The following is a 20,204-nucleotide window of genomic DNA, read 5'->3' on the forward strand; positions in this document are numbered from 1 at the left end:
AGATCCTCAATGCCCCGCCGTATCACGAAACTGCTGGTACTCGTGATACTCCACCCACGCGACCACATCGTACGGCACGTAAAGTTTCAGCCTGGCGCGGGAGATCGCGATGTACACGGCGCAGATCCGCTGATCGAACGCGTAGGCATCCTTGAATTTCTCGTTGGTCAGCAACCCCGGTGTCAGCAGGACCTTGTCGAACTCCATGCCCCCCGCCTCTTCCGCCAGCATCAACAGGCAGCCGTTGCCGGCGTTGTCGATCATTCGGTTCAGGCGCGTCAGGTCGGCAATCATGAAGCCGTTTTCCAGCTTGGCCTTGACCCGCAGAAACGACTCGTCGAACTGGTTGGCGTCGCACACGGCCTGCCAATCGGGCAAGTCGCTGAAGTACGGATGCACGCCGTTTTCGCTGAATTCGGAACGGTAGAAGTCAGGTTTGAACAGTTCGATGGCGGTGGCCATGAAATGCTTGAGTTCATCCTGAGTGCGCTTGTCCGGGAATCTGAACTTGCAGTTGGAATCGTGGAGGTGGATGGCCCAGATCATCGTGTCCCACGGCGATGCCGTCAGCACCACGCAACCCTCGGACGGCACGAAACCTTCCGGGTACTCCTTGATAACAACATCGGCGTCACTGGCGCCTTCGAACGGAATCTTGCCCTTCTGCGAATGCCGGGCGATCAGCGGATTGACCAGCCGCTCGACGTTGCGACCCGAACGCACGGAATAGCTGATATCGCTTTGGCGAACCTCACGGTGCCGTTTAACCGGCACACCGCTGGCCTGCTGGTACTCGTCGCCGAGGGTGATCAGTACCTGACGGCCACGTTCGATGATCTGCAACAGCGAGCCGGGAATGTCCTGACTTTCGTCGATCAGCACGTGCGTGTAGCGCGCCGGCACCACGCAACCGGCGATGCAGGCGCGCTTGATCATCAGCAGCGCTTCGAAGCCGGTCTGGCTGCCCCACGCCGGGTTGAGTTCGAGGTAGCCCCACACGCGGCTCGAATACTCCAGCAACACCTGAGCGTCGACGCTGGAGAGCGGCTGGTTGAAATGCGGCAGATGCTTCGCCGAAAAAGTGTGATCGCGGAAGCGGCAGTAGCGCTCGATCACCTTGAGGCAGAGCTCAAGGGTCGCCTGCCCGTCGTGGTGGCGGAAACCGAAGATATTCAGCTCCTGCGCCAGCGCCTGTCGGGTCGGGATTCGCCCTCCCTCCGCCTGAGGCCTGCGCCCGAGCATCAGCGACTGTGCAAATGCCAGGAAGGTCTTGCCGGCCTTCTTCTCGCTCGGCCCCACCATGCGCTGGCGAAGGACTTCCAGTTTGGCCGGGGTGCGCGCCAGCAACAGGGTCTTTTCCGGGCGCAGATGCTCCAGCAACGCCACCAGCAGATGGCTTTTGCCGATTCCCGCATAGCCCTGAACGTGCAGGTCTTCGTCCAGGTTGGCGCGGAAGGTTCTGACCAGTTTGTCCTGTGCCGGGCTTAACCAGCGCTCGCGGTAACGGGGCGTTACTAACGGCTGACTGAACGGGTCATGACTGCGATGGCGCCGGACTTTGTATTCGAAATCCCACTGGCCATCGGGCAACAAGTAGTCACGTGCCGATATTTCTTCGGCCAGCAGAAAACGCAGGTTGAGAGGGTTAAGAACCTTCAGGCCGAAATACAGTTTGCGCGGGTCGAACAGTCGCTGCGCTTCCGACAGCAGACCAGCAGTCGCTGACTGTCGTTTTTCGGCAGCCCATGACAAGAGTTTGGCCAGAATTTTCTCTGCCGCCACGGCGCCGAGATCCTGCTCTTTCGTCTGCACCAGATTCTGGATGACCAGCACCGCCGCCAACTCCGGATCGGTCAGGCTTTCGAGCGCTTTGGCGCCGCCCGCCTGCAACAGGTTCGCGCAGGTTTCATCCGTGACGGGCAGGAACACAGGGCTGGATAGATCGGAATGTTCCGGGAGCATAAAACCTCGCGGCCAGGGCGCAGACCTTACAGGGTCGATCCCGGCCAGACTCTTCATTTATTTCGGTGGCTGCGAGTATGCGCGATTGCAGGGGAAATGATTACCCCGTGTCGGCGCACTCGAGAGCAGGAGGTTTGGGTACGAACCGCCAAATCGCAGGCATAAAAAAACCGCAGTGGGCGAAACCCATGCAGTTCAGTTGACGCGTTCGATGTTCGTTAAGGTGGTAACCCTACCAGCCACACCCCGGCACACAATGTTCCCGCTGTGGCTGCTGCCTTCCGGCTCTGACCAGGTTCACGGGTAATCGTTGCGGGGGGACCGATAGGGTCACCATAACGACACTCGCCTGTCGGCGAGCCGCGCCATTGTACCTATCTGAGACGAAGTTACAACCGCTGGTTGCAGATAAAAAATATGAGCTGCTTCAAGGACATGCAAATTCCTGGTTACAGCCGAAGCTCCTGCAAGGTCTCAAGGCTTACTCAAGCTGGACCCCGTGAAAAACCGGGCTTGCCCACAAGGCCTTCTGCCGCTTCAAAGCCGGCATAGGTATCTCGGCGTGGAAGCACCGTTCTGGCTTGCCAAAGACTGAGTGTGTAACGGGCCGCCCTATCCGCAGATCTGGGCGGAGAGGACAAACAACGGGTATCTATTCAATACCAGCCCGCTTCTTTTTCTTTACCGCTGATCGGGACTGTCAGAAATGACAGTAGACATGAGATCTAGTCAAAACCATTTTAGTACTACAGATAGCCACCAGCATCTGTAAAGCAACTAACCTTATCTCTCGCGAGAAATAAAAATGAAAAACGAACCGTTGGTCGCTTCAAACAAAACCCCATTCTCAATACTGACTTTTGAAAACCTTTCGCTATCGCAAGACCTTTACACACGGACCAGTTTGACAAATCCTGACTGGATGCTTATCAAAACTTGGCCAGGCGGTATGGGCTTCCCTACGACGACTCTTCTTCGCCCCAACCTCCACGGATTAAAAGTACCCTACATCTCAGATTCGACCACATTAGAAATGACCAACTCAGCAACAAAAGGCATATTTGATTTAAAGAAAGTTGGCAGCAAAATTATTTACACTACAGCTAGCCCCCAGGCATCAATTGAAGAACGTTGGGGCTGGGGCATCAGGACAAATATCGCGCTTATAGTGGACAATCAGGTACGCCATCCCGACGACAGCCCTACAAAATTTCATGAAGAACATGGCATCCAGTACCTGATGACAAGCGGAGAAAAAAATAACACTTACTCGAGCCAAGGAGAAAAGTCCACCGTAGTTCCAGATAATGCCTATTTTACTTTCACAACCAATACTAGTATGTACTTTTCAATATCAGACAACCCAGCAGCAGCTGTTCATCAAATGATCTCTGAGGAACTTGTAAAGGTAGATAGCCGCATCTTGCAAGGCTTCGCATCTTCTGGCGGACGTTACGCCCTCACCAACAACAAAAACTCTCTTTATCCTGACGGAAAATCAAGGCTAGTTATAAATGACGGCTTTTCGGAAAGCACGGCAACAATCGTATTCGACCATGACACAACCAACAAAACCGTTGAGATCTCGATTGAATCACACACCGCTGAACATTGCGAACTCAGAGGCTCAGAGATTGTATTTGCGCTATAACTTACCGATTGAATATCCAATCTAAATAGATAGCCAAATTAGACTACAAGGAGAGATAGTTTAAATTTCACGAACGAAAACAGGGCTTTGAGAAAGACAGACCCGGTAGCCACTCTCGGCACACAATGTCTTGTGGTGGCTGCTCCCCTCCGGTCTGGCAATGTTCACAAACTATCGTTTACAGAAGTCCGACGGGGGTCACCATAACGCCGAAAGATGCAATTTTGAATTTATTGCGCCTGAAGCACCTCGTCGGCGCGGCCGCCCTCTTGCTGGATCACCAGATGAATGAAGTGCAGCTTGGCAATCGCCGCCGGCGGCAGCACGAACGGATAGAAATCCGGCTGGCCCATGCTGCGCGACAGTTCGTTGAGCATGCCGGCCAGTTCGATCCATGCGTTGACGAACGACAGGAACGCCGCGCCGCCGGGATGCTCGGGGTCGTACAGCGTGCTCGACGGAAACGGCTGGTAATCCAGGTCCATCTCCCGTGCGCTCATGCCGAAACCCAGCGCGGTGTCCACCGCGTCCATCATGTGAAGGTAATGCGCCCAGGTTTCCGCCCAGTCTTCCCACGGGTGCATGGTGGCGTAGGCGCTGACGTAATGCTGCGGCCAGTCCGCCGGCGCGCCCTGTTGATAATGCCGCTCCAGCGCCTCGGCATAACTGGCGCGCTCGTCGCCGAACAGGTTGCGGAATGAACCGAGCCACGGGCCGTTGTCGATCAGGCGATCCCAGTAGTAATGCCCGACCTCATGGCGAAAGTGCCCGAGCAGCGTGCGATAGGGTTCGTGCATCTGCGCCCGGACCTGTTCGCGGTGGGCGTCGTCGGCTTCTTCGATGTCGAGAGTGATCAGGCCGTTGGCGTGGCCGGTCATCGGCGCGTTGCCCTCCAGATCGACGCCGATGAAATCGAAGGCCAAGCCGGTGTCTTCATCAACGGTTTTCGGGACGACCGGCAGGCCGAGGCTGATCAGTTGCGCCACCAGCCGCCGCTTGGCGATTTCCACCTTGCGCCAGCGTTCGGGGTTTTCCGGGACGGACAGGTCGGGGATGGTGCGATTCAGATCGCAGGCAGCGCACAGGGTGTCGTGATCGTTGGCGGGCAGCAGCCAGTTGCAGGCCGCCGGGGTGTCGAGATTGGCGCAACGCCTGAACAGCCCGGCCTCGGGATCGACGTCCAGCGTCCAGGTGCCCTCTTGCGGCCCCGGTTGCAGCGACGTCAGCCGACTGTGTTCCGGTTGATAACCCAGCGCCGCGTTGCAGGCCAGGCACTGACTGTTGCGAAAGAACAGCGACTGGCCACAGCGGCACGGCCAGACTTTGCTGTTGCGCGAGGATTCGCCCATGAACGGCGCGACGATGCGGGAACTGAGCTGCTCGAAAAAGCGGTACATGGCGATCTCTCCCTTGGGCTTGCCAAGACTAGATCATTCCCGCGAGTTGATCGTTCCCGCGCGTTGCGTCAGGCGGAAATACCGTGTCCTTTCAGGAACGCGATAAACGCCTCTTCGTCCATCACCTTCACGCCCAGTTCGTTGGCCTTGGTCAGTTTCGACCCGGCGCCTGGCCCGGCGACCACGCAATGGGTCTTGGCCGACACGGAACCGGCGACCTTGGCGCCGAGGCTTTCCAGGTGTTCCTTGGCGACGTCCCGGCTCATCAGCTCGACCTTGCCGGTCAGCACCCAGGTTTCCCCGGCCAGCGGCAGGCCTTCGACGACTTTCTTTTCGCTCTGCCAGTGCATGCCGAAATCGCGCAGTTGCTTCTCGGCGTCTTCAGCCAGTTGACGATGCTCGGGCAAGGCGAAAAACTCGCGAACCGAGTTGGCCTGCTTCTCCGGCAACGCCTGGCGCATGTCCAGCCAGTCAGCGCTCATCACCCCTTCCAGCGATTCGAACTTGTCTGCCAGCTTCTGCGCCCCGCCCGGCCCGACCGAAGGAATGTGCAGCTTGTCGAGGAAGCCGCCCAGCGTGGTGCTGGCGGCAAACTCGGCGCCCAGCTCGCCCTGATCCTGAATCTGCAACCCGTGACCCAGCAGCTCGGTGATCACCTGCTGGTTGTGCGCATCTTCGAAGAAGCTGTGAATCTCGTGCGCCACTTCCAGACCGATATCCGGCAAGTACGTCAGCACTTGCGGCAAGGCTTGCTGAACACGCTCCAGCGACCCCAGCGAACGCGCCAGCACCTTGGCCGTCTCTTCGCCGACATCCGGAATGCCCAGCGCATAGATGAAGCGCGCCAGACCCGGCTTCTTGCTGTCCTCGATGGCGGCCAGCAACTTGTTGCTCGACACCTCGGCGAAGCCTTCCAGATCGACGATGTCCTCGAACTTCAGCGCGTAAAGATCAGCCGGCGAACTGACCAGACCTTCGTCCACCAGTTGCTCGACGCTCTTGTCGCCAAGGCCTTCGATGTCCATCGCGCGACGGGAGACAAAGTGAATGATCGCCTGCTTGAGTTGCGCACCGCAGGCCAGTCGGCCGACGCAGCGATACACCGCGCCTTCGCTGATGGTTTCCTTGCCCTTGCTGCGCTTGACCAGTTGCGTGCGCTCGACGTGGGATCCGCAGACCGGGCAGCTCTCGGGAATCTGCACAGGGCGCGCGTCTTCAGGGCGGCGCTCCATGACCACTTGCACCACTTGCGGGATCACATCGCCGGCGCGGCGAATGATCACCGTGTCACCGATCATCAGACCCAACCGGGCGACTTCGTCCATGTTGTGCAGCGTGGCGTTGGCCACGGTGACGCCGGCAACCTTGACCGGTTTCAACCGCGCCACAGGGGTGACGGCGCCGGTGCGGCCGACCTGGAATTCCACGTCGAGCAGTTCGGTGAGCTCTTCCATGGCCGGGAATTTGTGGGCGATGGCCCAGCGCGGTTCGCGGGCGCGGAAGCCCAGTTCGCGCTGATCGGCAATGCTGTTGACCTTGAACACCACACCGTCGATTTCATAGGCCAGCGAGTTACGGCGTTCGCCGATATCGCGGTAGTAATCCAGACATTCGCCGATGCCTTTGGCCAGTTTCAATTCGTGGCTGATCGGCATGCCCCAGGCTTGCAGTTGCTTGAGGTTGCCGATGTGGGTGTCGGAAATATCGTGAGAAACCTGACCGATGCCGTAGCAGCAGAATTCCAGCGGACGGTTGGCGGTGATCTTCGAATCCAGCTGTCGCAGGCTGCCGGCGGCGGCGTTGCGCGGGTTGGCGAAGGTCTTGCCGCCGACTTCCAGTTGCGAGGCGTTGAGGCGTTCGAAACCGGCCTTCGACATGAATACTTCGCCGCGCACTTCCAGGGTCGCCGGCCAGCCCGTGCCGTGCAGCTTCAGCGGGATGTTGCGCACCGTGCGCACGTTGACGCTGATGTCTTCGCCAGTGGTGCCGTCGCCGCGCGTGGCGCCGCGTACCAGCACGCCGTCCTGATAGAGCAGGCTGACCGCCAGGCCATCGAGTTTCGGCTCGCAGCTGTATTCCACCGCCGCGCCACCGCCGAACAGGTCACCGGCCGGCAGGTCCAGACCTTCGGTCACCCGGCGGTCGAACTCGCGCATGTCGGTTTCTTCGAAGGCGTTGCCGAGGCTGAGCATCGGCACTTCGTGACGCACCTGGGTGAACGCGGTCAGCGCCACGCTGCCGACGCGCTGGGTCGGCGAGTCGCTGGTGATCAGTTCCGGGTTGGCCGCTTCCAGCGCCTTGAGCTCGTGGAACAACCGGTCGTACTCGGCATCCGGAATGCTCGGCTCATCGAGAACGTGGTAACGGTAGTTGTGCTGATCGAGTTCAGCACGCAGCTCTAGAATGCGGTCTTTGGCGGCAGTCATGGGTGTTCTCTCATAAAGCAAAAGAGCAGCCGAGGCTGCTCAATCTATTTTGCCGATTGCCCCTTTATTGCGAGGCAACCTTTTCAATCAACGCTTCTGGGTCAGGGCGCGACGTTCGAATTCGACGATGCGCTGACGGTAGTGCTCGATGGTCTGCGCGGTCAGGACGCTGCGCTGGTCATCTTTCAATTCGCCGTTCAATTCCTGGGACAGCTTGCGGGCTGCCGCCACCATCACGTCGAAGGCCTGCTTCGGATGACGCGGGCCTGGCAGGCCGAGGAAGAAGCTCACCGCCGGGGTGCTGAAATGGTCGATGTCGTCCAGATCGAAGATACCCGGCTTGACCGCGTTGGCCATGGAGAACAGCACTTCACCGTTGCCGGCCATGCTTTCGTGACGGTGGAAAATATCCATCTCGCCAAAACGCAGACCGCTTTCCAGAATGTTCTGCAACAGTGCCGGGCCCTTGAAGCCGGCCGGATCGCGGCAGATCACGCTGATCACCAGCACTTCTTCGGCTTGCGGCTGATCCTTATCGGCCACTGCCGACGACGATTTGGCGGCAGGCTCGACGAAGTCATCGTCGCGACTGCTGAAGCTCGGGCCGCCATCCAGATCCAGATCGAGGTTCAGGTCGCCCTGGGCCGGACCGTTGCTGCCACGTTTGCCGCGCTTGGAACCGGATTCGCGAGGCTCGCGTGCTTCGCGGGCCGGCATGCTCACCGATGGCAGATCGTGTTCGTCCAGTTGCGGCTCTTTATGGGTATCCAGCACGCGGGCCGGGCCCAACAGCTCAGCGCTGGTGTCCTCGTCCGGCAGGTTGGACAGACTTCGGTCAAGACGGAATTTCAGTTTTCCCTTGCCGCCGCGCATACGGCGCCAGCCATCGAAAAGAATACCGGCTATCACAATGATGCCGATGACGATCAGCCACTCGCGCAGACCGATTTCCATGTAATCCCGTGCCTCTATAAAAAATGCTGAAAAATAAGGGGTTTACACTGTGCAAACCGCTTTAAAACGTGGCGCCAACTCTATGTTCTGACAGGCGTTTTGCCCACGTATACGAAAAATTGACATTAAACTAGCACGACCAAAGACAACTTTACACCGTCTGTCTCATTGGCTTGCGCGATTATGTCGATTGGCCAGCAAGTCGAAGCCGGTAAATATGTCCTACAGACTACAAATACCTTTTCCGACAGCGCCGGCTCAGGCATCCACCATCGCCATCGCCTCCTCGACATCCACGGCTACCAGTCGCGAACAACCCGGCTCGTGCATCGTCACGCCCATCAACTGGTCAGCCATTTCCATGGCGATCTTGTTGTGGGTGATATAGATGAACTGCACGGTCTGCGACATCTCTTTGACCAATCGTGCGTAGCGTCCAACGTTAGCGTCATCCAGTGGTGCGTCAACTTCATCGAGCATGCAGAACGGCGCCGGATTCAACTTGAAGATCGCAAAAACCAGTGCCAGTGCCGTCAGGGCTTTCTCGCCGCCGGAGAGCAAATGGATGGTGCTGTTCTTCTTCCCGGGCGGCTGCGCCATGATCGTCACCCCTGTATCGAGTAGATCTTCGCCCGTCAGTTCCAAATACGCGCGTCCACCACCGAAAACTTTCGGGAAAAGCGCCTGTAAACCGCCATTGATCTGATCAAAGGTATCTTTGAAACGGTTACGGGTTTCCTTGTCGATCTTGCGGATGACGTTTTCCAGCGTTTCCAGGGCTTCGACCAGATCGGCGTCCTGGGCATCCAGATAACGTTTACGCTCGGATTGTTGCGTGTATTCATCGATCGCCGCGAGGTTGATCGCGCCTAGGCGTTGAATCCGCGCGGCAATGCGTTCAAGTTCTTCTTCGGCAGCCTTCTCGCTGGCCTCGGCGGTCAGGGTGTTGAGCACGCCGTGCAGATCGTAGCCGTCTTCCAGCAGTTGATCTTGTAAGGCCTTGCGGCGCACGGTCAGGGCCTGCCATTCCATGCGTTGCTGTTCGAGCTGGCCACGGATCAATTGCGATTGCTGCTCGGCCTGGGTCCGGCGTTTTTCCGCGTCGCGCAATTCGCGGTCGGCGTCTTCCAGGGCGATCTGTGCGGTTTTGAGTTCGTCGTCGACGCTCATGCGTTTGTCGAGCAACTCTTCGAGCTTGAGGCGCAGCTCTTCCAGCGGCGCCTCGCCCTCCTCCAGATTCAGGCTGAGCTGTTCACGTTTTTCAGTGAGGCGCTCGGCCTGCATTTCCAGACGTTCAAGGGCTTGGCGGGTCGAATCGTGCTGAGCCCGCAATGAACCCAGGCGAACGGCCAATTGATGGGCGTGATCCTTGTGCTGGCGCGCTTCCTGACGAACGCGATCCAGCCGTTCGCGCAGGCTGTCGCGCTGGGCCAGCAGCAATTCGCGCTGCTCGGTGTCGAGGGCCATGGCGTCGAGGGCGTCCTGCAACTGGATCCGCGCTTCGCCGATGTTTTCGTGTTCCAGCTCGCGCTGCTCGGCGAGCTCGACCAGTTCTTCGTCGAGACGGGTGCGACGCAGGTTCAACTGCTCGGCCTTGGCTTTGCCCGCGGACAGTTGAGCTTTCAATTCACCTTGCTGACGGGCTTCGTCCTGCAGCAAACGACGCAAATGTTCGCGGCCGTTTTCCTGCTGACGCTGTTGCGCGCGCAGGGTCTGCAGACGGGCTTCCATGGCCTCGACCGTGGCTTCGCGCTCTTCGCGTTCCGCATGCAGCGATTCGATTTCCTGGCCGCGTGCGAGCATGCCGCTTTCGGCTTCGCTGGCGCGGCGCACCCGCAGGAAATGCCGGCCGACCCAGTACCCGTCGCGACTGATAAGGCTCTGCCCGGCAGCCAGTTGGCCGCGCAAAGCGAGTGCCTGCTCAAGGCTGTCGACCGGTTTGACCTGAGCGAGCCAGGGCGACAAATCAACCTGCGCCTCGACCTTGTCCAGCAGGCTGCCGGCCACGCGCACGCCGTCATTGCCGGGGCTGAGCAAACGCAGATCGCCCTGGGCGAAACCGGACAGATCGAAACCGTCGAAATCATCCACCAGCACCGCTTGCAGGTCGGCGCCAAGCACGGTTTCCACCGCCAGCTCCCAACCGGCCTCGACCTTCAGGCCTTCGGCCAGACGCGGGCGTTCGGTGAGGTTGTGTTCTTTCAGCCATTCGGCAGTGCCGGTGCCCGGATCGAGCGCAGCCTGCTGCAAGGCTTCGAGGGATGCGAGGCGACCATTGAGTCGCTGCAAATCGCCCTGCGCCTGTTGCTGCGCGGTCAGCGCTTGCTGCAACTCTTGACGCAGTTGCTCAAGCTTTTCGACTTGGGCTTCTTCGCTGGTCTGCAAATCTTCAAGGGTCGCTTCGGACTCGGCGAGCTGTTCGCTGAGTTCCATGATCGCCGCGTCTTCCGGATCGGCCGACAACAGCGCCCGCTCTTCGCCCAGACGTTTTTGCCGATCGGCCAGACGCTCCATGCTGGTTTCCAGCTGCTGGATGCGCGACTGCTGCACTTCGGCCTGACGACGGGGTTCGGCGGCAGTCAGGTTGAAGGCGTCCCACTGCTCCTGCCAGCCGTGCATGACGGTTTCGGAATCTTCCAGCGCAGCGGCGGCTTCTTCGGCGGCGGCGTTGGTGATTTCCTGCTCGGGGGTCAGTTGATCGAGTTCTTCGCCGAGGGTCAGCAGCAAGGTGCGATCGTGGCCCAGGTGCGATTCGGTTTCGAGGCGTGCGCGCTCGGCTTCTTTCAGATCGTCCTGCAATTGGCGCAAGCGCTGCTGACCGTGCTGGATGCTCTGCTCGACCCGGGCGATGTCACCGCCGACCGAATAGAAGCGCCCCTGCACCAGATTGAAGCGCTCGGACAGGTCATGGTGACCGTCGCGCAGGCGTTCAATGGCCGCGTCGGCGTTGCGTTGCTCGGCGACAAGCGCTTCGAAACTGATTTCCTGGTTGCCGATGATCGATTCGCGCTGACCAACCTGATCGTTCAGATCCTGCCAGCGCAGGGCCGACAATTGCGCCTTGAGCTGGCGTTCTTCGGCTTTGTATTCCTGATACTTCTTGGCGGCCTCGGCCTGACGGTGCAGGCGTTCGAGCTGGCGTTCGAGCTCTTCGCGCAGGTCAGTCAGACGGGCAAGGTTTTCGTGGGTGCGGCGGATGCGGTTTTCAGTCTCGCGCCGACGCTCCTTGTACTTGGAGATGCCGGCGGCTTCTTCGATGAAGTTACGCAGGTCTTCGGGCTTGGACTCGATCAGCTTGGAGATCATCCCCTGCTCGATGATCGAGTAGCTGCGCGGGCCGAGGCCGGTGCCGAGGAAGATGTCGGTGATGTCACGACGACGGCATTTGGCGCCGTTGAGGTAGTAAGTCGTCTGGCTGTCGCGGGTCACTTTGCGGCGGATCGAAATCTCCGCGTACGCCGCCCACTCGCCCAGCAGCGTGCCGTCGGAGTTGTCGAACACCAGTTCGATGCTCGCCTGGCTCACCGGTTTGCGGCTGGTCGAGCCGTTGAAGATGACGTCGGTCATCGACTCGCCACGCAGGTTCTTGGCCGAGCTTTCGCCCATCACCCAGCGCACGGCGTCGATGATGTTCGACTTGCCGCAACCGTTCGGCCCGACGACTGCCGCCATGTTGCTGGGGAAGTTCACCGTGGTCGGGTCGACGAAGGATTTGAACCCCGCCAGCTTGATGCACTTGAGCCGCAAGGTCAGGCAACCGTCAGGGCGGACACCACCAGATCGCAGCTGCGCTGGGCATAAGCCGTCAGCACGATGCGGATCTGCGGCAGGTCACGGGCGAGGACGGCGGCGAGCAGGCGTTCGAACAGTTCGAGGAACTCGCTCATCTCGGCCTTGCGCTGCTCCAGCGCGAGGAAGTACGCGCGGCTCATGGCCGGTTGCAGGTTTTCCACCGTTTCCTGCAGGTACGGGTTGTTGGCGAACGGGTACGCGGCGCGCATCACGTTGAAGCTGTCGTCAACGAAGGTGCGGATGTCCTGACGCTCGTAGCTGGCGGTCAGGCGCTGCTGGATCTGCACGAACGGCGCCATGTCGGACTGGACTTGCCAGCCATTGGCCACTGCGTTGCCGAGCAGGATGTACAGCTCGCTCATCAGCGTGCACAGGCTCTGCACCTTGTGCGCCGTAAGCTCAGTGACGTGGGCGCCGCGGCGCGGCAGGATCGCGATCAGGTGACGGCGCTCGAGGATCAGCAAGGCTTCGCGGACCGAGCCGCGGCTGACGTTCAGCGCCAGCGTGACCTTCTGTTCCTGGATACGCTCTCCCGGCTTCATTTCGCCGCGAATGATCCGTTCGGCGAGGTGGTGAGCGATTTGCTCGGCGAGGCTGTCCGGCGCCTTGAACGTCATGGTTGTCCTTCAAACTCTTCGATCTGCACAAGCGGCGCAGTGTAGCGCAATGCGCGGTCATGGCGGAGTGCCCGCACAGCGGTTTTTGGCACGAATCCCGCAAAAAAGCGCTTGATCCAATGAGGGTCAATACTGAAGAGACACGTGGTTGAGCGACAAAACGGTTTTTCCTGACCTTTAAGTCAGAAAACCATTGACCGAAAAGTCAGACCTGCTAAATTCGGCTCAAGTCGCTCAACAACAATAATGAGTCTGCGAGGCCTTCCGTGATCCAGTTTTTACTTAACCAGGAACTCCGTAGCGAGCACGCCCTGGACCCGAACCTGACTGTGCTCAACTACCTGCGCGAACACGTGGGTAAATCCGGCACCAAAGAAGGCTGCGCCAGCGGTGACTGCGGCGCCTGTACGGTGGTGGTCGGCGAGTTGCAGACGGATGACGACGGCCGCGAGCACATTCGCTATCGCAGCCTCAACTCGTGCCTGACGTTCGTATCGTCCCTGCACGGCAAGCAATTAATCAGCGTCGAAGACCTCAAGCACAAGGGCGAACTGCACAGCGTGCAGAAAGCCATGGTCGAGTGCCACGGTTCGCAGTGCGGTTTCTGCACCCCCGGCTTCGTGATGTCGCTGTTCGCCCTGCAAAAGAACAGCGATGCACCGGATCATGCCAAGGCCCACGAAGCCCTGGCCGGCAACCTCTGCCGCTGCACCGGTTACCGACCGATCCTGGCCGCCGCCGAGCAATCCTGCTGCGCCAAGCAACCGGACCAGTTCGACGCCCGGGAAGCCGAAACCATCTCTCGCCTCAAAGCCATTGCCCCGACGTCGATCGGCGAACTCAACAGCGGCGATAAACGCTGCCTGGTGCCGCTGACCGTGGCCGACCTGGCTGACCTCTACGACGCTTATCCACAGGCCCGACTGCTGGCCGGCGGCACCGATCTGGCGCTGGAAGTCACGCAGTTCCATCGCACGCTGCCGGTGATGATCTACGTCGGCAACGTCGCCGAAATGAAGCGCATCGAGCACTTCGAAGATCGCATCGAAATCGGCGCCGCCACCGCCCTCTCCGACTGCTACGAAGCGCTGAACGCCGAGTACCCGGACTTCGGCGAACTGCTGCACCGCTTCGCCTCCCTGCAGATCCGCAACCAGGGCACCCTCGGCGGCAACATCGGCAACGCCTCGCCGATCGGTGACTCGCCACCCCTGCTGATCGCCCTCGGCGCGCAGATCGTGCTGTGCAAGGGCGAGACCCGCCGCACGCTGGCCCTCGAGGATTACTTCATCGATTACCGGGTCACCGCGCGCCAGGAAAGCGAGTTCATCGAAAAGATCATCGTCCCACGCGCCACGGCCGAGCAGCGCTTCCGCGCCTACAAAGTCTCCAAGCGTCTGGACGATGACATCTCCGCCGTCTGCGCCGCGTTCAACCTGCGGGTCGAGAACGGCGTGATCACCGACGCCCGCGTCGCCTTCGGCGGCATGGCCGCGATCCCGAAACGCGCCGCTCATTGTGAAGCCGTGCTGCTCGGCCAACCGTTCAACAACGCTGTGGTCGAACGCGCCTGCACCGCGCTGGGCGAGGATTTCACCCCGCTCTCGGACTTCCGCGCCAGCAAGGAATACCGCCTGCTCAGCGCGCAGAACCTGCTGCGCAAATACTTCATCGAACTGCAAACACCGCACATCGAGACTCGGGTGACCGCTTATGTCTAACCATCACGGCGTAGAGAAAACTCAAGCTGAACTGGCTGAATTGTTCGCCAAGGACCTGACCACCGGCGTCGGCCGCAGCGTCAAGCACGACAGCGCCGCCAAGCATGTGTCCGGTGAAGCGCAGTACATCGATGACCGTCTGGAATTCCCCAACCAGTTGCACGTTTACGCACGGCTGTCGGATCGCGCCCACGCGAAAATCATCAGCATCGACACCAAGCCCTGCTACGCCTTCGAAGGCGTACGCATCGCCATCACCCACGAAGACGTGCCGGGCCTGAAAGACATCGGCCCGCTGATGCCAGGTGATCCGCTGCTGGCCATCGATGACGTGCAGTTCGTCGGTCAACCGGTGCTGGCCGTGGCCGCAAAGGATCTGGAAACCGCACGCAAGGCCGCCATGGCCGCGATCATCGAATACGAAGATCTGGAGCCGGTGCTGGACGTGGTCGAAGCCCTGCGCAAACGCCACTTCGTGCTCGACAGCCACACCCATCAGCGTGGCGATTCGACCACCGCACTGGCAACGGCTGAACATCGCATTCAGGGCACGCTGCACATCGGCGGCCAGGAACACTTTTATCTGGAAACCCAGATCTCCTCGGTGATGCCGACCGAAGACGGCGGCATGATCGTCTACTGCTCGACCCAGAACCCCACCGAAGTGCAGAAGCTGGTGGCCGAAGTTCTCGACCTGTCGATGAACAAGATCGTGGTCGACATGCGTCGCATGGGCGGCGGTTTCGGCGGCAAGGAAACCCAGGCTGCGAGCCCGGCCTGCCTGTGCGCGGTGATCGCACACCTCACCGGCCAGCCGACCAAGATGCGCCTACCACGGGTCGAAGACATGCTGATGACCGGCAAACGTCACCCGTTCTACGTCGAGTACGACGTCGGCTTCGACAGCACCGGGCGACTGCACGGCATCGCCATGGATCTGGCCGGCAACTGTGGCTGCTCGCCTGACCTGTCGGCCTCGATCGTTGACCGCGCGATGTTCCACTCAGACAACTCGTACTACCTGGGCGATGCGACCATCAACGGTCACCGCTGCAAGACCAACACCGCGTCGAACACCGCGTACCGTGGTTTCGGCGGCCCGCAAGGGATGGTCGCGATCGAAGAAGTGATGGACGCCATCGCCCGTCACCTCAACCTCGATCCGCTGGCCGTGCGCAAGGCCAACTATTACGGCAAGACCGAGCGCAACGTTACTCACTACTACCAGACCGTCGAGCACAACATGCTCGAGGAGATGACCGCTGAACTGGAAGAAAGCAGCCAGTACGCCGAACGCCGCGAAGCGATCCGTCGCTACAACGCCAACAGCCCGATCCTGAAAAAAGGCCTGGCACTGACCCCGGTGAAATTCGGCATTTCCTTCACCGCCAGTTTCCTCAACCAGGCAGGTGCCCTGGTGCACGTCTACACCGACGGCAGCATCCACCTGAACCACGGCGGCACGGAAATGGGCCAGGGTCTGAACACCAAAGTCGCGCAGGTCGTGGCCGAAGTGTTCCAGGTAGAAATGGACCGCGTGCAGATCACCGCGACTAACACCGACAAGGTGCCGAACACCTCGCCGACTGCCGCTTCCAGCGGTGCCGACCTGAACGGTAAAGCCGCGCAGAACGCTGCCGAGATCATCAAGCAGCGCCTCGTCGAATTCGCCGCGCGGCACTACAAGGTCAGCGAAGAGGACGTGGAATTCCACAACGGCCACGTGCGCGTTCGTGACCATATCCTGACCTTCGAAGCGCTGATCCAGCTGGCGTATTTCAACCAGGTGTCGCTGTCGAGCACCGGGTTCTACAAGACCCCGAAAATCTACTACGACCGCAGCCAGGCCCGTGGCCGGCCGTTCTACTACTTCGCCTTCGGCGCGGCGTGCTGCGAAGTGATCGTCGACACCCTGACCGGCGAGTACAAGATGCTCCGTACCGATATCCTCCACGACGTCGGCGCCTCGCTGAACCCGGCCATCGACATCGGCCAGGTCGAGGGCGGTTTCGTGCAGGGCATGGGCTGGCTGACCATGGAAGAACTGGTCTGGAACAACAAGGGCAAGCTGATGACCAACGGCCCGGCCAGCTACAAGATCCCGGCCGTGGCGGACATGCCGCTGGACCTGCGGGTGAAACTGGTGGAAAACCGCAAGAACCCGGAAGACACGGTGTTCCATTCCAAGGCTGTGGGCGAGCCGCCGTTCATGCTCGGCATCGCCGCGTGGTGCGCGATCAAGGATGCGGTGGCCAGCCTTGGCGACTACAAGCATCAGCCGAAGATCGACGCGCCGGCGACCCCGGAGCGGGTGTTGTGGGGTTGCGAGCAGATGCGCCAGCTCAAGGCGGTGAAAGCCGTCGAAGCTGAAACCGAGGTTGTTTGATGATCGTTCCCACGCTCTGCGTGGGAATGCAGCCCGCGACGCTCTGCGTCGCATCCTGAACAACGGACGCGGAGCGTCCAGTGATGCATTCCCACGCGACGGTTCGACGCCTCGACGTGGGAACGATCTGAGAGGTGAGATATGTACAACTGGATCGACGCCCTCGCCGACCTGCAGAACCAGGGCGAACCCTGCGTTCTGGTGACGATCATCGAAGAGCTCGGCTCGACGCCGCGCAATGCCGGCTCGAAAATGGTCGTCAGCGCCCGCCAGACGTTCGACACCATCGGTGGCGGGCACCTGGAATACAAAGCCATGCAGATCGCCCGCGAGATGCTCGCCAGCGGCAAGCAGGACACCCATCTGGAGCGCTTCAGCCTCGGCGCAAGTCTCGGCCAGTGCTGCGGCGGCGCCACGGTGCTGCTGTTCGAACCGATGGGCCAGGTGCAGGCGCAGATCGCCGTGTTCGGCGCCGGTCATGTCGGCCGCGCGCTGGTACCCTTGCTCGCCAGCCTGCCCTGCCGGGTGCGCTGGATCGATTCCCGAGAAGAAGAATTCCCCGAACAGATTCCCCACGGCGTGCGCAAAATCGTCGCCGAGGAACCTGTGGATGAAATCGACGACCTGCCCGCCGGCAGTTACTGCATCGTCATGACCCACAACCATCAGCTGGATCTGGAACTCACCGCCGCGATCCTCAAGCGCAACGACTTCACCTGGTTCGGCCTGATCGGCTCGAAAACCAAACGGGCCAAGTTCGAACATCGTTTGCGTGATCGTGGTTTCGACGCCAGTGTCGTGCAACGCATGCGCTGCCCGATGGGCATCGGCGAAGTCAAAGGCAAGTTGCCTGTGGAAATCGCCATCTCCATCGCCGGCGAAATCATCGCCACCTATAACGCCAATTTCGGCCAGCACACCGCCAGTGCCGAACCGATTGCCAAACTGCTGCCGGTTTCGCGCCGCAGTCAGGCCGCCACACTCAAAGCCTCAAACTGATTAGAGAACCCTCATGCCTCTGACTCGCAAAGCCTACCGCGCCGCCATCCTGCACAGCATCGCCGACCCTGCCGAGGTCGGCATCGAAGCCTCCTACGAGTATTTCGAGGACGGCCTGCTGGTGGTCGATGACGGCAAGATCAGCGCCCTCGGCCACGCCAGCGAACTGCTGCCGACCCTGCCGGCGGACATCGAGATCACGCATCACAAGGATGCGCTGATCACCCCGGGCTTCATCGACACCCACATCCACCTGCCGCAGACCGGCATGGTCGGCGCCTACGGCGAGCAACTGCTGGACTGGCTGAACACCTACACCTTCCCGTGCGAAAGCCAGTTCGCCGACAAGGCCCACGCCGATGAAGTGGCGGACATTTTCATCAAAGAACTGCTGCGCAACGGCACCACCACCGCGCTGGTGTTTGGCAGCGTGCACCCGCAGTCGGTGAACTCGTTCTTTGAAGCCGCCGAGAAGCTGGACCTGCGGATGATCGCCGGCAAGGTGATGATGGACCGCAACGCGCCGGACTACCTGACCGACACCCCGGAATCGAGCTACGTCGACAGCAAGGCGCTGATCGAGCGCTGGCACGGCAAGGGTCGTCTGCACTATGCGGTCACCCCGCGTTTCGCCCCGACCAGCACCCCGGAACAGCTGACCCTCGCCGGCCAGTTGCTCAGCGAATACCCGGATCTGTACATGCAGACCCACATCAGCGAAAACCTCAAGGAAGTCGAGTGGGTCAAGGAGCTGTTCCCTGAGCGCAAGGGCTACCTGGACGTCTACGACCACTATCAATTGCTCGGCGAGCGCTCGGTGTTTGCCCACGGCGTGCACCTGTGCGACGACGAGTGCGCGCGCCTGGCGGAGACCGGTTCGGCGGTCGCTTTCTGCCCGACCTCGAACTTCTTCCTCGGCAGCGGCCTGTTCAATCTGCCGATGGCCGAGAAGCACAAACTGAATGTCGGCCTCGGCACTGACGTCGGCGGCGGCACCAGTTTCTCGCTGCTGCAAACCCTGAACGAAGCCTACAAGGTGATGCAGTTGCAAGGCGCGCGCCTGAGCCCGTTCAAGTCGCTGTACCTCGCCACCCTCGGCGGCGCGCGGGCGCTGCGTCTGGAAGACAAGATCGGCAACCTGCAACCGGGCTCCGACGCCGACTTCCTGGTGCTGGACTACAACGCCACGCCGCTGCTGAGCTACCGCTTGAAGCAGGCCAACAACATTGCCGAAACGCTGTTCGTGCTGATGACCCTGGGCGATGACCGCACTGTGGCTCAGACTTATGCAGCAGGCGCGCTGGTGCACCAGCGCTAGTTTTCCGCAGGCAAAAAAATCCCCCGGTACTTTGCAGTCCGGGGGATTTTTATTGCCTGTCGATTCGACTCAGAGCTTGACCGCCGGCCGCCCCGGCTTCTTGGTCTGCAACAGGTGCGAGAACACTGCATGCAGATCGTCCGAAGCGCTTTCCTCGTCGAGGTTGAGCTTGCTGTCGATGTGATCCATGTGATGCATCATCAGGTCCACTGCCAGCTCGCCGTTGCGCGCTTCGATGGCATCGATCAACTGGGTGTGCTCGTCGTAGGAACAGTGCGAGCGGTTGCCGCTTTCATATTGGGCAATGATCAGCGACGTCTGCGAAACCAGGCTGCGCTGGAAGCTGATCAACGGCGCGTTCTTCGCCGCTTCGGCGAGTTTCAGGTGGAATTCTCCCGAGAGACGGATGCCGGCACCGCGATCGCCACGGGAGAAGCTGTCGCGCTCGTCGTTGACCATCTGGCGCAGTTCGGCGATCTGTTCGGCGGTGGCGTGTTGCACTGCCAGCTCGGTGATCGCGCGTTCCACCAGACGCCGGGCGAGGAACACCTGACGCGCTTCTTCAACGCTCGGGCTGGCGACGACTGCGCCACGGTTCGGCCGCAACAGCACCACGCCTTCATGGGCCAGACGCGAGAGCGCGCGGCGAATGATGGTGCGGCTGACCCCGAAAATTTCCCCCAGCGCTTCTTCGCTCAACTTTGTGCCGGGCGCCAGACGCTGTTCGAGGATGGCCTCGAAGATATGCGCATAGACAATATCGTCCTGGGTTCCGCTGCGGCCGGCTTTGCCTGCTCGCGGTTGTTTCTTGAGGGGTTGCAACTGTTCGTTCATGGGCACTCGAGTCGGGAAGAACTGCGGCGAATTGACCGTGACTGTAATACGGCACAGTGGGTCGCTGGCAAGTATCGCGTAAAAAACAGCGCGATTGTACACAATGGAAGGTGGCAACACGACTGTACGGCTGTTTGTGGCCTCGGC

Annotated in this window: 12 protein-coding genes and 1 other RNA gene; 5 read left to right on the forward strand and 8 right to left on the reverse strand. The window is 60.4% G+C overall.

Translation table 11 applies throughout. The features are described from left to right. Window positions 1–6 precede the first annotated feature (6 nt). Window positions 7–1,962 carry a hypothetical protein gene (locus AC1RT4_RS22260; protein WP_493087905.1) on the reverse strand — a complete coding sequence of 652 codons (1,956 nt, stop codon included), beginning with the start codon at window positions 1,960–1,962 and terminating at the stop codon, window positions 7–9. Window positions 1,963–2,192: 230 nt separating this feature from the next. Continuing rightward, window positions 2,193–2,289, reverse strand: an RNA gene (ffs, locus tag AC1RT4_RS22265) — signal recognition particle sRNA small type. 478 nt (window positions 2,290–2,767) lie between these two features. Here ffs and AC1RT4_RS22270 point away from each other — a divergent pair. Further along, window positions 2,768–3,613, forward strand: coding sequence for a hypothetical protein (locus AC1RT4_RS22270; RefSeq protein WP_493087907.1), 846 nt, complete (start codon window positions 2,768–2,770; stop codon window positions 3,611–3,613). 230 nt (window positions 3,614–3,843) lie between these two features. Here AC1RT4_RS22270 and AC1RT4_RS22275 read toward each other — a convergent pair whose 3' ends face one another. The 5 genes from AC1RT4_RS22275 to AC1RT4_RS22295 all read right to left on the reverse strand — a co-directional run bounded on the left by AC1RT4_RS22275 (window position 3,844) and on the right by AC1RT4_RS22295 (window position 12,799). After that, the gene (locus AC1RT4_RS22275; protein WP_493087909.1) at window positions 3,844–5,010 is read right to left on the reverse strand and encodes a zinc-binding metallopeptidase family protein; all 1,167 of its coding nucleotides are present in this window, start codon (window positions 5,008–5,010) and stop codon (window positions 3,844–3,846) included. Between the two features lie 68 nt (window positions 5,011–5,078). Then, window positions 5,079–7,436 (reverse strand): NAD-dependent DNA ligase LigA, encoded by a 2,358-nt coding sequence (ligA, locus tag AC1RT4_RS22280; RefSeq protein WP_493087911.1) that lies wholly within the window; start codon window positions 7,434–7,436, stop codon window positions 5,079–5,081. An 87-nt stretch (window positions 7,437–7,523) separates the two neighbouring features. Then, window positions 7,524–8,390 (reverse strand): cell division protein ZipA, encoded by an 867-nt coding sequence (gene zipA / locus AC1RT4_RS22285; protein WP_493087913.1) that lies wholly within the window; start codon window positions 8,388–8,390, stop codon window positions 7,524–7,526. A 258-nt stretch (window positions 8,391–8,648) separates the two neighbouring features. Further along, entirely contained in the window at window positions 8,649–12,137 is a 3,489-nt protein-coding gene (smc, locus tag AC1RT4_RS22290) for a chromosome segregation protein SMC (protein WP_493087915.1), read from the reverse strand. 2 nt (window positions 12,138–12,139) lie between these two features. Then, on the reverse strand, window positions 12,140–12,799 hold the full coding sequence (locus AC1RT4_RS22295; RefSeq protein WP_007952019.1) for a GntR family transcriptional regulator: 660 nt from the start codon (window positions 12,797–12,799) through the stop codon (window positions 12,140–12,142). 266 nt (window positions 12,800–13,065) lie between these two features. On the opposite strand from AC1RT4_RS22295, the gene xdhA reads away from it, so the two are divergent. From xdhA to guaD, 4 genes are all read left to right on the forward strand, one after another. Next, window positions 13,066–14,520 (forward strand): xanthine dehydrogenase small subunit, encoded by a 1,455-nt coding sequence (gene xdhA / locus AC1RT4_RS22300; protein ID WP_493087917.1) that lies wholly within the window; start codon window positions 13,066–13,068, stop codon window positions 14,518–14,520. Beyond that, the gene (gene xdhB / locus AC1RT4_RS22305; protein ID WP_493087919.1) at window positions 14,513–16,906 is read left to right on the forward strand and encodes a xanthine dehydrogenase molybdopterin binding subunit; all 2,394 of its coding nucleotides are present in this window, start codon (window positions 14,513–14,515) and stop codon (window positions 16,904–16,906) included. The genes xdhA and xdhB overlap by 8 nt, the downstream gene beginning before the upstream one ends. 141 nt (window positions 16,907–17,047) lie before the next feature. Beyond that, on the forward strand, window positions 17,048–17,905 hold the full coding sequence (gene xdhC / locus AC1RT4_RS22310) for a xanthine dehydrogenase accessory protein XdhC (RefSeq protein ID WP_007952025.1): 858 nt from the start codon (window positions 17,048–17,050) through the stop codon (window positions 17,903–17,905). A gap of 13 nt (window positions 17,906–17,918) precedes the next feature. Further along, window positions 17,919–19,223 carry a guanine deaminase gene (gene guaD / locus AC1RT4_RS22315; RefSeq protein WP_179692137.1) on the forward strand — a complete coding sequence of 435 codons (1,305 nt, stop codon included), beginning with the start codon at window positions 17,919–17,921 and terminating at the stop codon, window positions 19,221–19,223. A 69-nt stretch (window positions 19,224–19,292) separates the two neighbouring features. On the opposite strand, the gene AC1RT4_RS22320 is transcribed toward guaD, so the two are convergent. After that, on the reverse strand, window positions 19,293–20,057 hold the full coding sequence (locus AC1RT4_RS22320) for a GntR family transcriptional regulator (RefSeq protein WP_007952027.1): 765 nt from the start codon (window positions 20,055–20,057) through the stop codon (window positions 19,293–19,295). Window positions 20,058–20,204 lie beyond the last annotated feature (147 nt).

Source organism: Pseudomonas sp. GW821-FHT11D10 (assembly GCF_058808435.1).

Coding starts and splice junctions, on each gene's coding strand:
- AC1RT4_RS22260 (WP_493087905.1), bottom strand. CDS start 1,962: ATGCTCCCGGAACATTCCGATCTATCCAGCCCTGTGTTCCTGCCCGTC.
- AC1RT4_RS22270 (WP_493087907.1), top strand. CDS start 2,768: ATGAAAAACGAACCGTTGGTCGCTTCAAACAAAACCCCATTCTCAATA.
- AC1RT4_RS22275 (WP_493087909.1), bottom strand. CDS start 5,010: ATGTACCGCTTTTTCGAGCAGCTCAGTTCCCGCATCGTCGCGCCGTTC.
- ligA (WP_493087911.1), bottom strand. CDS start 7,436: ATGACTGCCGCCAAAGACCGCATTCTAGAGCTGCGTGCTGAACTCGAT.
- zipA (WP_493087913.1), bottom strand. CDS start 8,390: ATGGAAATCGGTCTGCGCGAGTGGCTGATCGTCATCGGCATCATTGTG.
- AC1RT4_RS22295 (WP_007952019.1), bottom strand. CDS start 12,799: ATGACGTTCAAGGCGCCGGACAGCCTCGCCGAGCAAATCGCTCACCAC.
- xdhB (WP_493087919.1), top strand. CDS start 14,513: ATGTCTAACCATCACGGCGTAGAGAAAACTCAAGCTGAACTGGCTGAA.
- xdhC (WP_007952025.1), top strand. CDS start 17,048: ATGTACAACTGGATCGACGCCCTCGCCGACCTGCAGAACCAGGGCGAA.
- guaD (WP_179692137.1), top strand. CDS start 17,919: ATGCCTCTGACTCGCAAAGCCTACCGCGCCGCCATCCTGCACAGCATC.
- AC1RT4_RS22320 (WP_007952027.1), bottom strand. CDS start 20,057: ATGAACGAACAGTTGCAACCCCTCAAGAAACAACCGCGAGCAGGCAAA.